The following is a 12,964-nucleotide window of genomic DNA, read 5'->3' on the forward strand; positions in this document are numbered from 1 at the left end:
CCCAAAGGATGTGAAGATGGATACGCAGAGCTCAGACAGCCCCGTGCGCACCGCGCATCTGCCGCAAGTGACCGAACCCCGGAACCCCGGAATGGATCTGGACCTTGAATGGGTTCGGGGGGTTCAGGCCAACACCTCGGCAATCGAACGCCGCGCCGCGACCCTACCGGGCCGACGGTCGGTGAAAAAAGACTATCAGGCCGCGTGGCTGTTGAAGGCAATCACGATGATCGACCTGACGACGCTGTCCGGTGACGACACTGTGGGGCGAGTGCGCCGCCTGTGCGCGAAAGCCCGTCAACCCATCGCACCCGCGCTGCTGCGGGCGATGGATATGCCTGCTATCACCACCGGGGCCGTCTGCGTCTATCATGATATGGTCGAAACCGCTGTTGATGCGCTGAAAGGCACTGGCATCCCAGTCGCCGCTGTCTCAACCGGGTTTCCAGCAGGACTGTCACCGTTCCACCTGCGCGTGGCTGAGATCGAAGAAAGCGTCAAAGCAGGGGCGGAAGAGATCGACATTGTCATCTCTCGCCGCCACGTTCTGTCAGGCGACTGGCAAGCTTTGTATGATGAGATGAAGGCATTCCGAACCGCCTGCGGTGATGCCCACGTCAAAGCCATCCTCGCGACCGGCGAGCTGGGCAGCCTGCGCAATGTCGCGCGCGCTTCGGTCGTGTGCATGATGGCGGGGGCGGATTTCATCAAGACGTCGACCGGCAAGGAAAGCGTCAACGCCACGTTGCCCGTCACCCTAGTGATGATCCGCGCGATCCGCGACTACTATGACCGCACCGGGTATCGGGTTGGCTATAAGCCTGCAGGTGGGATTTCCAAGGCAAAAGACGCTCTGGTCTACCTGTCACTGATCAAGGATGAGTTGGGCGACCGCTGGCTGGAGCCGGACCTGTTCCGCTTTGGCGCGTCATCGCTGCTTGGCGATATTGAACGACAGTTGGAACACTATGTCACCGGGGCATACTCTGCCGGCTACCGTCACTCCATGGGCTGAGGAAAGAACAATGACAGTCAAAGAAATCTTCGAGACCATGGACTACGGACCCGCCCCCGAAAGCGCTGCCGAGGCTTTGGCATGGCTGGTCGATCAGGGTGGCAAGTTCGGCCACTATATTGACGGTGCCTTCACCAAGCCGGGCAAAGGCTTCGAAAGCCGCAACCCGGCGACCGGAAAGGTTCTGGCCAAGCTGACCCAAGCCAAGCAGGGCGACGTGGACGCCGCCGTTTCCGCCGCCTGCAAAGCCCAGCCCAAGTGGGAGAAACTGGGCGGTGCTGGCCGTGCGCGATACCTCTATGCCATTGCGCGGATGTTGCAGAAACATTCGCGCCTGTTCGCGGTTCTGGAAAGCCTTGATAACGGCAAACCGATCCGGGAATCGCGCGACATCGACATCCCTCTGGTCCAGCGGCATTTCTACTATCACGCAGGCATGGCGCAGTTGATGGAAAGCGAGTTGCCCGATGCGCAGGCGTTGGGTGTGTGCGGTCAAATCATTCCGTGGAACTTCCCCCTGTTGATGCTGGCATGGAAAGTGGCCCCCGCTTTGGCAATGGGAAACACGGTGGTTCTGAAACCTGCTGAATACACCTCGCTTACCGCGCTGCTATTTGCCGATATCTGTTCGCAAGCCGGGCTGCCTAAGGGCGTGGTCAATATCGTCACCGGCGATGGCGAGGTGGGCGAGATGATCGTGGCCTCGGATGTGGACAAGATCGCCTTCACCGGTTCAACGGTTGTGGGGCGGCGCATCCGCGAAGCGACGGCAGGCTCGGGCAAAGAACTGACGTTAGAGCTGGGCGGCAAGTCCGCCTATATCGTCTTCGACGACGCGGATATTGATTCAGCTATCGAAGGGCTGGTTGATGCGATCTGGTTCAATCAGGGTCAGGTCTGCTGTGCAGGTTCGCGCCTGTTGGTGCAGGAGGGAATCGCTGATCGTTTTCATACCAAACTGCGCGCGCGGATGGACAACCTGCGCATTGGCGACCCGCTGGACAAATGTATAGACGTCGGCGCAGTTGTGGACCCGGTTCAGTTGCAGACCATCAAGGGTATGGTCGAAAGCAACACCGCAGGTGACCTCTACCAAGCCAATTGCGCGTTGCCCGATAATGGCTGCTACTATCCTCCGACCCTGATTTCGGGGTTGGAAACCTCGGACCCACTGATGCAGGAAGAGATTTTTGGCCCTGTTCTGGTGTCGTCCACCTTCCGCACCCCGTCCGAGGCGGTCGAGCTGGCCAACAACACGCGCTACGGACTGGCAGCGACTGTCTGGACCGAGAATGTGAACCTCGCGCTGGATATTGCGCCGAAACTTGTTGCGGGCGTGGTCTGGGTGAATGCGACCAACCTGTTCGACGCCGCCGCCGGGTTTGGCGGCGTGCGCGAAAGCGGGTTCGGGCGCGAAGGCGGCTGGGAAGGACTGACCGCCTATACCAAGCCCAAGGGCAAGTCCAATGCGCTGACAAAGCTTGACGCCACCACCGGCGAGGGTGCGCCAGTTGATCCAATCGACCGCACCGCAAAAATGTATGTCGGCGGCAAGCAGGCGCGACCCGATGGCGGCTATTCCAAACACGTTTGGGGTAAATCGGGCCTGTTGGGGCATGTGGGTCTGGCGAACCGCAAGGACGTACGTAACGCGGTCGAGGCTGCGGCAGGCGCAAAAGGTTGGTCCAAGACTACCGGCCATCTGCGGGCACAGATTCTTTATTACATTGGCGAAAACCTCTCGGCCCGCGCAGGTGAATTCGCCGCGCGGATCGACGCCATGACCGGCGGCAAAACCGGCGCGGCCGAGGTTGAGGCCTCGATCCAACGCCTGTTCACCGCCGCCGCATGGGCCGACAAGTATGACGGTCAGGTGCATGGCGTCCCGATCCAGGGTGTCGCGATTGCGATGAAAGAACCCGTGGGCGTGATCGGCGCGCTTTGTGCGGATGAGGCACCTCTGCTGGGTCTGGTGTCAGCCATGGCCCCGGCGATCGCGATGGGCAACCGAGTGGTGCTGGCCGCGTCCGAGCCCTTTCCGCTGGCCGCAACGGATTTCTACCAGATCCTTGAAACCTCGGACGTGCCCGCAGGCGTGGTCAACATCCTGACCGGAAGCCATGCGGAACTGGCAAAACCGCTGGCCTCGCATCTGAACGTGGATGCGGTCTGGTCGTTCTCGTCCACCGACCTGTCGAAAGAGATTGAGGTTGTATCTGCCGGGAACCTCAAGCGGACATGGGTCAACAACGCCAAGGCAACCGATTGGAACGTGGATCACACGCGCCAATTCCTGCAGGCGGCGACCGAGGTCAAGAACATCTGGGTCCCCTACGGCGAATAGGACGGCGCGGACCGGCCTGCCTGCTTTAAACGGGCGAAAGGTCGCTCATGCGTGAACATGTTGTGACGCGGGTCACATACAATTTCACAGCCCCACCCCAGTTTAAGGCCCATTCAATCCCAGAATGGGCCTTTTTCATGCTGAATTTTCCAATAGATTTCCCAACGTCCCTTCAACTGGTCACAATGGTGGGCGTGTTCGGGGCGGGGCTTTATATCCTGAACTACTTTCTGCTGCAGATCGGCATCGTCCGGGGCAATGGGGCCCTTTACCCCTTACCGGTCATCATCGCAGCGGGCTGCGTTTTGATCAGCATGGCCGAAGAATTCAATCTGGCCGGGGCGATCATCCAGATATCTTACATCGCAATCTCTGTGATCGGGTTGTTGCGCGGGTACCTCTCGCGCCATCTGGTGCGCTTCTCCGAGGCCGAACGACAATTCATCTCGCAACACCTGCACTCGCTCAAACCCCATCAGGCACGCAGATTGCTGAACACGGCTGTGATACAGACTTTCGATACCGGGGATATCCTGATCGAAGAAGGTGAGACGACCGACTTTCTGGGTTTCGTCCTAAAAGGGCGCACAACGGTTCTGAAAGACGGGCAGGTGATCAATCAATGCGGTGCAGATGAGATTTTAGGGGAACTGACCTTCAGCCTTGGCCTGCCCGCGACGGCCACGGTGATCGCCACGGAACCCACAACCTGCTTGGTGTTCGACGACCGTCGCCTGTCCCGGCTGCTGCGGCGAAACCGGTATATCGACGACGCATTGAAAGCCGCGCATTTCAGACATGCGCGACAAAAGCTGTTGAACAGCAACAAACACACATTACAGGCCCAGAAACGGCCCACAGCGGCCTGAACTTTAGCCGTCCAGACCTTCGGGTTTGCCGACGACCGTGAAATGTAGACCCTCGGGATTCAGCAGTTCTGACGCGACGCGGTTCACATCTTCCAGTGTCACCGCGTTCACCTTGTCGTTGCGGGTCGAGATATAGTCGATCGGCAGGTCATCCATCTGCATCCCGACCATGATGCTGGCAATCTGACCGTTCCCATCAAACCGCAGCGGATACGCGCCCGTCAGATAGGTTTTGGCATCATCCAATTCTTTCTGTGTGACGCCCTCTGATGCTGCGCGCGCCCATTCGTTTCGGATCACGTCAACCGCCTCGGCGATGCGGTCGTTTGAGGACGACACCGACCCCAGATAGACCGAGGCCAGATCCTTGGGGACAAGATAAGTTGCCACGCCATAGGTCAGTCCACGCTTTTCACGCACTTCCTGCATCAGGCGACTTTCAAATCCGCCGCCGCCAAGAATGTGGTTCAGAACAAACGCCGCAAAGAAATCGGGGTCATCACGATCAATGCCCGCATGTCCGAACAGAGCGACCGACTGAGGGGTGTCGAATTCGACAATACTGATCCCGCCGGGAATGGTCACTTCGGCACGGTCTGGAATGGGTTTCCCCGTTTCGGGTAGATCGGCAAGCAGTTTGTCCAGCAACGTACCCAACTCGTCGGCAGTAATGTCGCCAACCGCGCCTACGTATAGCCGATCTTTCGCGAACACGTTCTCAAAGGCCGAAACGACGTCGTCCCGGGTCAGGGCCGTCACGCTGTCAATGGTGCCTTTCCCCTCGGACCCATAAGGGTGGTCCCCGTAGGCCATGCGCGCAAAATTGCGCCCAGCGATATCATTTGGGTCTGTCTGGTCCGAGCGCAGGCCCGACAGGACCTGCCCCCTGACACGGTCAACGGCATCCTGATCGAACCGGGGTTCGTGGAGCGTGGTGTGCAGCAGATCAATCACGTCATCCCGGTTTTCGGTCAGAAACTGCGCCGAGACCGAAACCGTATCATCGCTCGCATTATAGCTGAACGAAGCTGCCAGCGATTCCAATTCCCGCGCATAGGTGCGGGCGTCCATTTCCCCGGCCCCTTCTTCTATCAGGCCGCTCATCAGATATGTGGCCCCGCGCTTGTCGGGATCATCCAAAGACGTACCCCCGCGAAAGCGCAGTTCCAGCGCGGTGAAGGGGATCGAGTGATCTTCGACGAGCCATGCCGTGATCCCACCGGGCGAGGTAACCTCCTGAATGTCGATCTCGGCCCATGCGGGCAACGCGATGACAAATGCGATCAGGGTTGCGAAAATCCGTTTCATTGCGTCACCTCGTCGTCACGCGTCAGCCACCCGGTCACAGAGGATTCCGGCTGCAAGACCTCACGGGCGGCTGCGATAATCTCGTCGCCGGTCACAGCCTGAAGGATATCGGGCCACGCCTGAACATCCTCGACCGTCAGCCCGCTGGTCAGGGCACGGCCATACCGATTCCCGATGCCGTCCACATTGTCACGCGCATAAGTTTGCGAGGCGCGGAGTTGCATCTTGATCCGGTCCAGATCCTCTTGGTTCACACCTTCGGCAATAAAGTCGGCTACGGCCTGATCCATTGCATCTTCGGCCTCTTGCAAGGAAACGCCCTGCGCCGGTACGACCAAAAGATCAAAGGTTGTGTCGTCCAGGGACACCCCACGGTAGAATGCGACCGTATAAATGGCCTTTTGCTCCTCGAACTGCAGCTTTTCGTTCAGGTAAGACGTGTTTCCGCCGCCCAGCAATTCAGCCAGCAAGAACAGCGCCGCCGCTTTTTCCTGCGCGCCGGGGTCACGCTCGGGCGCAAGATAACTGCGCTGAACATAGGGCTGAGACACGCGCGGATCCTTGTAGGTCAAGCGACGTTCAGCGGTTTGCGGCGGTTCCTGAGACCGCACCCGCTCGGGTAGGTCGGGGTTGGCCGGGATGACGCCGTAATACTGATCCGCCAGTTCCTTGACCGCGTCGGGCTGCACATCGCCGGTGACCACAAGAATCGCGTTATTTGGCGCATAGTGGGTCCGGTAGAAAGACAGCGCATCTTCCATGTCCAGCGTTTCCATCTCGTGCCGCCAGCCGATGATCGGAACGCCATAGCGATGGTTCAGGTATTGCGCGGCGTTCATCTGTTCGCCAAACAGTGCGCGCGGGTTGTTTTCGGTGCGCTGGTTGCGTTCTTCAAGGATCACATCACGCTCGGTGCGGATGTCCTCGTCGGACAGGCGGATGTTGCGCATACGGTCCGCTTCCATCTGCATCATCAATTCCAGCCTATCGGCTGCAACGCGCTGATAATAGGCGGTATAATCATAGGACGTGAACGCATTGTCATTGCCGCCGTTAGCCGCAACGGTCGCCGAAAACTCACCCGGCGCAAGCGTATCGGTCCCTTTGAACAGCAAATGCTCCAGGAAATGAGCCACGCCGGACGAGCCAATCGGCTCATCCGCTGACCCAGCGCGGTACCAGACCATATGCTGCACCACCGGGGCGCGGTGATCCTCGATCACGACGACATCCATGCCGTTGTCCAGCGTAAAGGTAGTGACCGCTTCAAGGCCATCCTCGGCAAAAACCGGTGTGGCGGCGATCAGGGCGGCCGACAATGCCAGGGCCCGAACCATGGGGCATCCTCCGTTTCGTTCTGTGATCTTCAAACTACGGTGGTGCGGCGCGGGTTCAAGGCCGATGACGAAAAGTTAAGGATTATTCATCGACCGGCGGTGCCGAGGGCGTTTCTATCCCCGCACGGCGCGCGGCTTCGTTCTGAATGTCAGCATCAAGGGCTTGGCGGCGATAGATTTGCGAGTACCGGTCGACCTTGAACAGGCGCAATCTGGTAAAGCGGCCCTGCTTTTTGCGGAACGCGGCATCTTCGCTGTCGACGACCTGACGCGTATTCGCTGGCACACCATAGCGGCTGGACGCTGTCACAAGCGCCCCATCCGATGACGGAATCGGTGTGTTTGGATTCAGCGCCGCAGCATTGCCGCCCAGCGCCACGACTGCGTCCGCATTGGGCGTCGGGTCTGTCAGATTGCCTCCGCCGGGTGTCGGTGCAGGCAGAAACTGATAATCCTTCGGCTGTGTCAGCGGTTTGACAGGCAGGACCGAGAATTCATCCGGACCCGGGCCGGGCGCTTCAAGATGGCGCAAGCCAATGTCAGAGCATCCCGCCGTAGCAACGGCCAATGTCACTGCAATAATGGAACGCGGCAACCGCATCAAAGTCTCCAGCCTGTTTGAGGGGCTTTTATCGCATTTCCCCGGGCGCGTCACGAGGCCTTTTTTCCATCAAACAACACAAGTCCAATGGCACCGGCAAAGATGAACACGTCGGCAAGGTTGAAAACAAACGGGTTGTTGATGCCGCAGCAGGACATGTTCAGAAAATCCAGCACGTAGCCATAAAGCACCCGGTCCAAAACATTCGCCAGCGCCCCGCCGATCAGCAGCCCGCCGCAAAACTGCATCAGTTTCGGCGGTGTGGACCGCAGCAACCAGATCAGCACACCCAGCGAAATTGCCAGCGAAATCCCAATCAGCACCCAGCGCGCCGCATCCGTATCGCCCTGAAACAGGCCGAAATTGATGCCTCGATTCTCACCGTATTTGAACACCAGCAGGGGCGGCAGTACGTCGATACTGCCCTCGGCCACGCGCATGACGTGAACGACCAGATACTTACTGATCTGGTCGATGAGAAACGCGGCCAGCGCGGCCCATAGCAGAAGACGATACCGCATCAGTGACGGAAGTGGCGCATGCCGGTAAAGACCATGGCAAGGCCCGCCTCATCCGCGGCCGCGATCACCTCATCATCGCGCATCGAGCCACCGGGCTGGATCACACAGGTCGCGCCAGCCTCTGCCGCCTCCATCAGACCGTCAGGGAAGGGGAAAAACGCGTCCGACGCCACGGCCGAGCCGATGGTCAGCGGTTGCGGCAGCCCCAGCACGTCGGCCATGCGCTCGGCTTTCTTGGCGGCGATCAGCGCCGAATCTACGCGGCTCATTTGCCCTGCACCCACGCCCACTGTCGCGCCATCCTTGACGTAGACGATGGCATTGGATTTAACGTGTTTTGCCACTTTCCAAGCAAACAGAAGATCGCGCACCTGTTCATCAGACGGGGCCTTTTTGGTCACGACCTTCAAATCATCCATGCCGACAAAGCCGTTATCCTTGTCCTGCACCAGCAGACCACCAGCCACTTGCCGCACGGTCTTGCCGCCTGCGGTCACGTCAGGCAGCGCCTCGGTCGTCAGCAGGCGCAGGTTCTTCTTGGCAGCAAAGATCGCTTTGGCTTCATCCGAGGCACCCGGGGCAATTACGACCTCAGTGAAGATGCCCGTGATTTCCTTCGCGGTTTCCGCGTCCAGAGGCTGATTCAACGCCACAATTCCGCCAAAGGCGGACGTGCGGTCGCAGTCGAACGCAGCCTTATAGGCGTCGATCAGCGTTGCACCTATCGCCACACCGCAGGGATTGGCGTGTTTGATAATGGCACAAGCAGCACCTTGGGTCGGGCCAAACTCGGCCACCAGTTCAAACGCCGCATCAGTGTCGTTGATGTTGTTATAGCTCAGTTCTTTACCCTGATGCTGCAGGGCCGTCGCCACACCGGGACGGTTGGTGCCATCGGTATAGAACGCCGCTTGCTGATGGCTGTTCTCACCATAGCGCAGGGTCTGTTTCAGCTCACCCGCAAAAGCACGACGGCGCGGAGCCTTGGCAGCCAGCGCATCGGCCATCCAGTTCGACACGGCAGTATCATAGGCCGCCGTGCGCGCATATGCCGTCTGCGCCAATGTCTGACGGAACGCATAGGATGTCTGGCCGTCATTGGCCGCCAGCTCTGCCAGCAGCGCGTCATAATCTTCGACATCAACCACAACGTTGACAAAAGCGTGGTTCTTCGAAGCGGCACGGATCATCGCGGGGCCACCAATGTCGATATTCTCGACACATTCGTCATAGCCCGCACCCTTGGCGACGGTCGCCTCGAACGGATAGAGGTTCACGACCAGCAGGTCGATCGCGCCAATGCCATGTTCGTCCATCGCCGCAACGTGGGTGTCATTGTCGCGCAGGGCCAGCAGGCCGCCATGCACCATCGGATGCAGGGTTTTCACGCGGCCATCCATCATTTCGGGAAAACCCGTCACGTCGCTGACATCCTTGACCTCAAGCCCGGCCTCCCGCAGCGCCTTGGCCGTGCCGCCGGTCGACAACAGTTCGACTCCGCGCTCGGCCAGTGCCTTACCCAAGTCTATCAATCCAGTCTTGTCGGAAACGGAAAGCAACGCGCGGCGCACGGGGTGAAGATCGGTCATGGGTCCAAAGGTCCTTTTGGCGTCAGTCGAAATCGGGCTCGTCCCGGTGCATGTCGCGCACGGCATAGGCTGTATCCTGAGCCTTGCTCAACGTCCACCGGATGCGCGTCGCATACTCCATTGCGCGGCCAGATAGAACGATCTGTTTTGTCGCGCGTGGCTTCAAGCGTCCCTTCTCAAGGTAAACGCTTGGTTCAACTGACAATTTTGCCACGCCATCGTGGCGAAACACCCAGATCTCACCACTCTTCAGCGCCATGGACACCGCCGCGCCACCCAGATCAATCGCTGCATCCACATCCGGGTGCAGGTGAAACCTTACGTCAAACTCGATACCTTTGAGGTTCGACGCATCCAACGCCTTGTCGAACTGCCGCTTAGCCTTGTCGGTCGCCGTCAGCAAAATATCCTCACCAGTCAGCTCGCGACCGTCAAAGCGCAGCTCGAAGGTTCTGGCATGGGTCAGACCGAACACCTTGGCGTATCCGTCGTGGCCGATCATGAAACGCGCACCCTCGATGACGTCCTCGAACTCTGTCGGCACGTCCTTGGGAGTATCGACCAGCGCCTCTTTCTCGGTGCCGGGAACCGGCCCGGTCAGGCGCGCGCTGGAATAACCATCCAGACACAGGGTTGAATGCGATGGCGTCGCCCGCCCGGCCCGGCGCCACTCCAGCCCGAAACTCTCGCCCGAGCCGCAATTCACGATCAACGGCCGCCGACCAGACGTAAGCTCAAACGCCAGTGTCGAGGCATGCGCATTGTAAGACGCCGTCCCTTTGGGCGGGGCGCTTGCATCCACGATGACGCTGGTGCGCGCTGCGTATAGCCGGGCATATCCCATCGCCAGCCCACTTGCGTGCTGGGGTCGGACCCCGCTTTGCGCCAAGGCCTGATCCAGCCGCCCTTCAAGGCCGCGACCGCCCCCATGAAACCGGGCCAGCGCACCGTCCGAATGGCGCAGGTTGCGCAGGGTCGGCGCAATACGCTTGATTGCATCTGCCTGCGCCCCGGGTGTGCCACGCCCCAGATCGCTGAGCGCCGCCGACGTCCAGGTCAGCAGGGTAAACACCTCAAGCAACTCTTCGGGATTGCGCGTTGGGATGCCGCCCTGCGTGTCGATCTGTTTTTCGCACTCTCTCGCCAAAGCCCGCAGCGCCGGGTCCGCCATCTGCTCGAGCCCTTGCAACGCCAATCCTGCCTGCACCAACCCGGCCAAAGCCTCGAACCTTGGCAAACCGGGTGTTGCGGCCTGCCATCGTTTGGACAGGAACCAGGATTGCTGCGCCAAAGCCCGAAAAAACACCTTGGACCGTTCGTCATCCATGCCGCGTAACAGAAACGCCGAATGGTTGATCCACCGTATCACCCGGCGTCCGGTCAGATCCGGTGCCCAGCCCGGACCCTGCCCACGACCATGTGCGTCGATCCAACCCCACACCCAGCGCTGCGCCTTTTCACGGGCGCGCATATCGCCGACGGCGGCTAGGTCATCCAGCCACGCAAACCCGTGGCGTTCATTGTCAAAACCAGTGCTGGGCGCAGTCACGTCCCACAGGCCGGTATCCTGCGCTTCAACCAGAAACCCCGCGAACAACAGGTTGCCAGCAACCAACTGACGACCCCGCGCGAACGAGCCCACGGTGCGCGGCTCGGGATCAGCCGCGAACCCTGCAACCGCCTTGCGACGCTGACTGAGCCGCGCATAAAGACGGTTCTGAAACCGCGTCCACCGATTGGCCATGGTATCTGAGTTCGACATGCCGCTCGTTACTCTGCCTCTTGCGCTCTGCTGGCGCCTGAGACCCAACGATAGACCGCGACGCCCGTCAAGTCACCGAAAAGCGTCGCCTTATTCCGTTTTGTTCAGACAGGCGATGTAGAACCCGTCCATTCCACCGCTATCCGCCCAGTAATCGGGCCGCAGACGCAGGCCGCCCTCTTCCGTGATCCAGCCTTTTTCGACCCCGGCCACCATGACGGCCCCGCGATCGACCTGCATGTCGGGATATTGAGGCAACGCCTCTTCGATCTGAACCTCACCCTCGTCGGGCAGCAGCGAACAAGTGCAATAAACCAGCCGTCCGCCGGGTTTAAGCAGACCCCACGCATGAGCCAGCATCTGCGCCTGCAATTCGATCAACCCACCAAATTCCGATCCGTCCTTGGCAAAGGGCAAATCAGGGTGCCGACGAATGGTTCCCGTGGCGGAACATGGCGCGTCCAGTAGAATCGCGTCGTACTGGCCCTGATGCTCCAACGCATCCCCTGCGATGACTGTGGCCTTCAACCCGGTCCGCACAAGGTTTTCGCGCACACGCTCAAGCCGCGACTCCGAGATGTCCAGCGCTGTGACTTCGGCCCCTTCTGCCGCCAACTGCAAGGTCTTCCCGCCCGGTGCAGCGCACAGATCCAGTATTTTCTCACCCGACTTGGGTGCCAGTATTCGAACCGGCAGCGCCGCTGCCGCATCCTGCACCCACCAGTCTCCGCGATCATATCCTGGCAGCGCCGAGACCTGACCCGCATCACGCACCCGAAGCGACCCGGTCGGCAATGCCTCACCCGGACCGTCGGTGTCGGGTTTGGTGGATATATCCAGCGGAGCGCCGTCGAAATGCGCGCTTTCCATACCCGTTACCGCCTCGGCGCCCCAAGCCATGACAAGCGGATCGCGCAACCATTCGGGCAGGCGCGGCACACGCATCTTTGGCCATGCGTCCGGCCCTTCGGCGACCACTTTGCGCAGTACAGCATTCACCAACCCTTTGAGGCGGCCATGCTTGCGCGAGCGGCCCACAATTTCGACCATGGAATTGACGACACCATGCGCCGCCTCACCGTGGCACAGCTCAACCGCGCCAAGACGCAGGGCGTTATGGACCGTCAGCGCGGGCGTCCGGTTCAGGTGATTGTCCAGCAGACGGTCGGCGCGCTCCAATCCGCGCAGGGTTTCCAGCGTCAGGCGCTGCGCCCGCGCGCGGTCCTCGGGGCTCAATCTGTCCAATGCGCCGGCGGCCAGACATTCGGACAACAGTCGCCCTTCTCCCAGAATCTGATCCAGCAGATAGATCGCGCTGCGCCGTGCTGCCGTTGCGGTGTCGGACATGAAATCGCCTTTCGATACGCCGCGCCTGCATTGCCAAGCGGGGACGGGGGCGTATATCAAGCCCAAGCACGGAAAGGAACCCGATGTCATGAGCGATGATTCCAAAGACCTGCCACCAGCCGCCCAGCGCGCTTTGGCCGAGGCCGAAGAGCGCCGCCGCAAGGCCGAGGAGAAGGCAAAAGAGAGTCCAAAGGAACTGGGCGGACGCGACGGCCCCGACCCGGCGCGTTATGGCGATTGGGAAAAGAAAGGCATCGCAATCGACTTCTGA

The 12,964-nt window shown here is 60.1% G+C and carries 11 protein-coding genes; 4 read left to right on the forward strand and 7 right to left on the reverse strand.

The window, feature by feature from the left end:
• Positions 1-16 precede the first annotated feature (16 nt).
• From deoC to GOX75_RS10720, 3 genes are all read left to right on the forward strand, one after another.
• Positions 17-1,015 carry a deoxyribose-phosphate aldolase gene (gene deoC, locus GOX75_RS10710; protein ID WP_171122881.1) on the forward strand — a complete coding sequence of 333 codons (999 nt, stop codon included), beginning with the start codon at positions 17-19 and terminating at the stop codon, positions 1,013-1,015.
• A gap of 10 nt (positions 1,016-1,025) precedes the next feature.
• The gene (locus GOX75_RS10715) at positions 1,026-3,359 is read left to right on the forward strand and encodes an aldehyde dehydrogenase family protein (protein WP_171122883.1); all 2,334 of its coding nucleotides are present in this window, start codon (positions 1,026-1,028) and stop codon (positions 3,357-3,359) included.
• A gap of 137 nt (positions 3,360-3,496) precedes the next feature.
• The gene (locus GOX75_RS10720; RefSeq protein ID WP_171122885.1) at positions 3,497-4,228 is read left to right on the forward strand and encodes a cyclic nucleotide-binding domain-containing protein; all 732 of its coding nucleotides are present in this window, start codon (positions 3,497-3,499) and stop codon (positions 4,226-4,228) included.
• 3 nt (positions 4,229-4,231) lie between these two features.
• Here GOX75_RS10720 and GOX75_RS10725 read toward each other — a convergent pair whose 3' ends face one another.
• From GOX75_RS10725 to GOX75_RS10755, 7 genes are all read right to left on the reverse strand, one after another.
• On the reverse strand, positions 4,232-5,536 hold the full coding sequence (locus GOX75_RS10725; protein WP_171122887.1) for a pitrilysin family protein: 1,305 nt from the start codon (positions 5,534-5,536) through the stop codon (positions 4,232-4,234).
• Positions 5,533-6,873, reverse strand: a complete 1,341-nt coding sequence (locus GOX75_RS10730) for a pitrilysin family protein (protein ID WP_171122889.1) — start codon at positions 6,871-6,873, stop codon at positions 5,533-5,535. Before GOX75_RS10730 ends, GOX75_RS10725 begins: the two co-directional genes overlap by 4 nt.
• 82 nt (positions 6,874-6,955) lie before the next feature.
• Positions 6,956-7,474, reverse strand: coding sequence for a DUF3035 domain-containing protein (locus tag GOX75_RS10735; RefSeq protein WP_171122891.1), 519 nt, complete (start codon positions 7,472-7,474; stop codon positions 6,956-6,958).
• A gap of 50 nt (positions 7,475-7,524) precedes the next feature.
• Positions 7,525-7,995, reverse strand: a complete 471-nt coding sequence (gene lspA, locus GOX75_RS10740; protein WP_171122893.1) for a signal peptidase II — start codon at positions 7,993-7,995, stop codon at positions 7,525-7,527.
• A complete protein-coding gene (gene purH / locus GOX75_RS10745) occupies positions 7,995-9,584 on the reverse strand; it encodes a bifunctional phosphoribosylaminoimidazolecarboxamide formyltransferase/IMP cyclohydrolase (protein ID WP_171122895.1) in 1,590 nt (529 codons plus the stop codon). The genes lspA and purH overlap by 1 nt, the downstream gene beginning before the upstream one ends.
• Positions 9,585-9,606: 22 nt before the next feature.
• Complete coding sequence (locus GOX75_RS10750) at positions 9,607-11,346, reverse strand: heparinase II/III family protein (protein WP_171122897.1); 1,740 nt, start codon at positions 11,344-11,346, stop codon at positions 9,607-9,609.
• A 90-nt stretch (positions 11,347-11,436) separates the two neighbouring features.
• On the reverse strand, positions 11,437-12,693 hold the full coding sequence (locus GOX75_RS10755; RefSeq protein ID WP_171122899.1) for an RsmB/NOP family class I SAM-dependent RNA methyltransferase: 1,257 nt from the start codon (positions 12,691-12,693) through the stop codon (positions 11,437-11,439).
• A gap of 88 nt (positions 12,694-12,781) precedes the next feature.
• Here GOX75_RS10755 and GOX75_RS10760 point away from each other — a divergent pair, with 88 nt between their 5' ends.
• The gene (locus tag GOX75_RS10760) at positions 12,782-12,964 is read left to right on the forward strand and encodes a DUF1674 domain-containing protein (RefSeq protein WP_171123228.1); all 183 of its coding nucleotides are present in this window, start codon (positions 12,782-12,784) and stop codon (positions 12,962-12,964) included.

The organism is Ruegeria sp. HKCCD7251, assembly GCF_013031165.1.
In the GTDB taxonomy this organism is placed as follows: Bacteria; Pseudomonadota; Alphaproteobacteria; order Rhodobacterales; family Rhodobacteraceae; genus Ruegeria.

Coding starts and splice junctions, on each gene's coding strand:
- GOX75_RS10750 (WP_171122897.1), bottom strand. CDS start 11,346: ATGTCGAACTCAGATACCATGGCCAATCGGTGGACGCGGTTTCAGAAC.
- GOX75_RS10755 (WP_171122899.1), bottom strand. CDS start 12,693: ATGTCCGACACCGCAACGGCAGCACGGCGCAGCGCGATCTATCTGCTG.
- purH (WP_171122895.1), bottom strand. CDS start 9,584: ATGACCGATCTTCACCCCGTGCGCCGCGCGTTGCTTTCCGTTTCCGAC.
- deoC (WP_171122881.1), top strand. CDS start 17: ATGGATACGCAGAGCTCAGACAGCCCCGTGCGCACCGCGCATCTGCCG.
- GOX75_RS10720 (WP_171122885.1), top strand. CDS start 3,497: ATGCTGAATTTTCCAATAGATTTCCCAACGTCCCTTCAACTGGTCACA.
- GOX75_RS10715 (WP_171122883.1), top strand. CDS start 1,026: ATGACAGTCAAAGAAATCTTCGAGACCATGGACTACGGACCCGCCCCC.
- GOX75_RS10730 (WP_171122889.1), bottom strand. CDS start 6,873: ATGGTTCGGGCCCTGGCATTGTCGGCCGCCCTGATCGCCGCCACACCG.
- GOX75_RS10760 (WP_171123228.1), top strand. CDS start 12,782: ATGAGCGATGATTCCAAAGACCTGCCACCAGCCGCCCAGCGCGCTTTG.
- GOX75_RS10735 (WP_171122891.1), bottom strand. CDS start 7,474: ATGCGGTTGCCGCGTTCCATTATTGCAGTGACATTGGCCGTTGCTACG.
- GOX75_RS10725 (WP_171122887.1), bottom strand. CDS start 5,536: ATGAAACGGATTTTCGCAACCCTGATCGCATTTGTCATCGCGTTGCCC.
- lspA (WP_171122893.1), bottom strand. CDS start 7,995: ATGCGGTATCGTCTTCTGCTATGGGCCGCGCTGGCCGCGTTTCTCATC.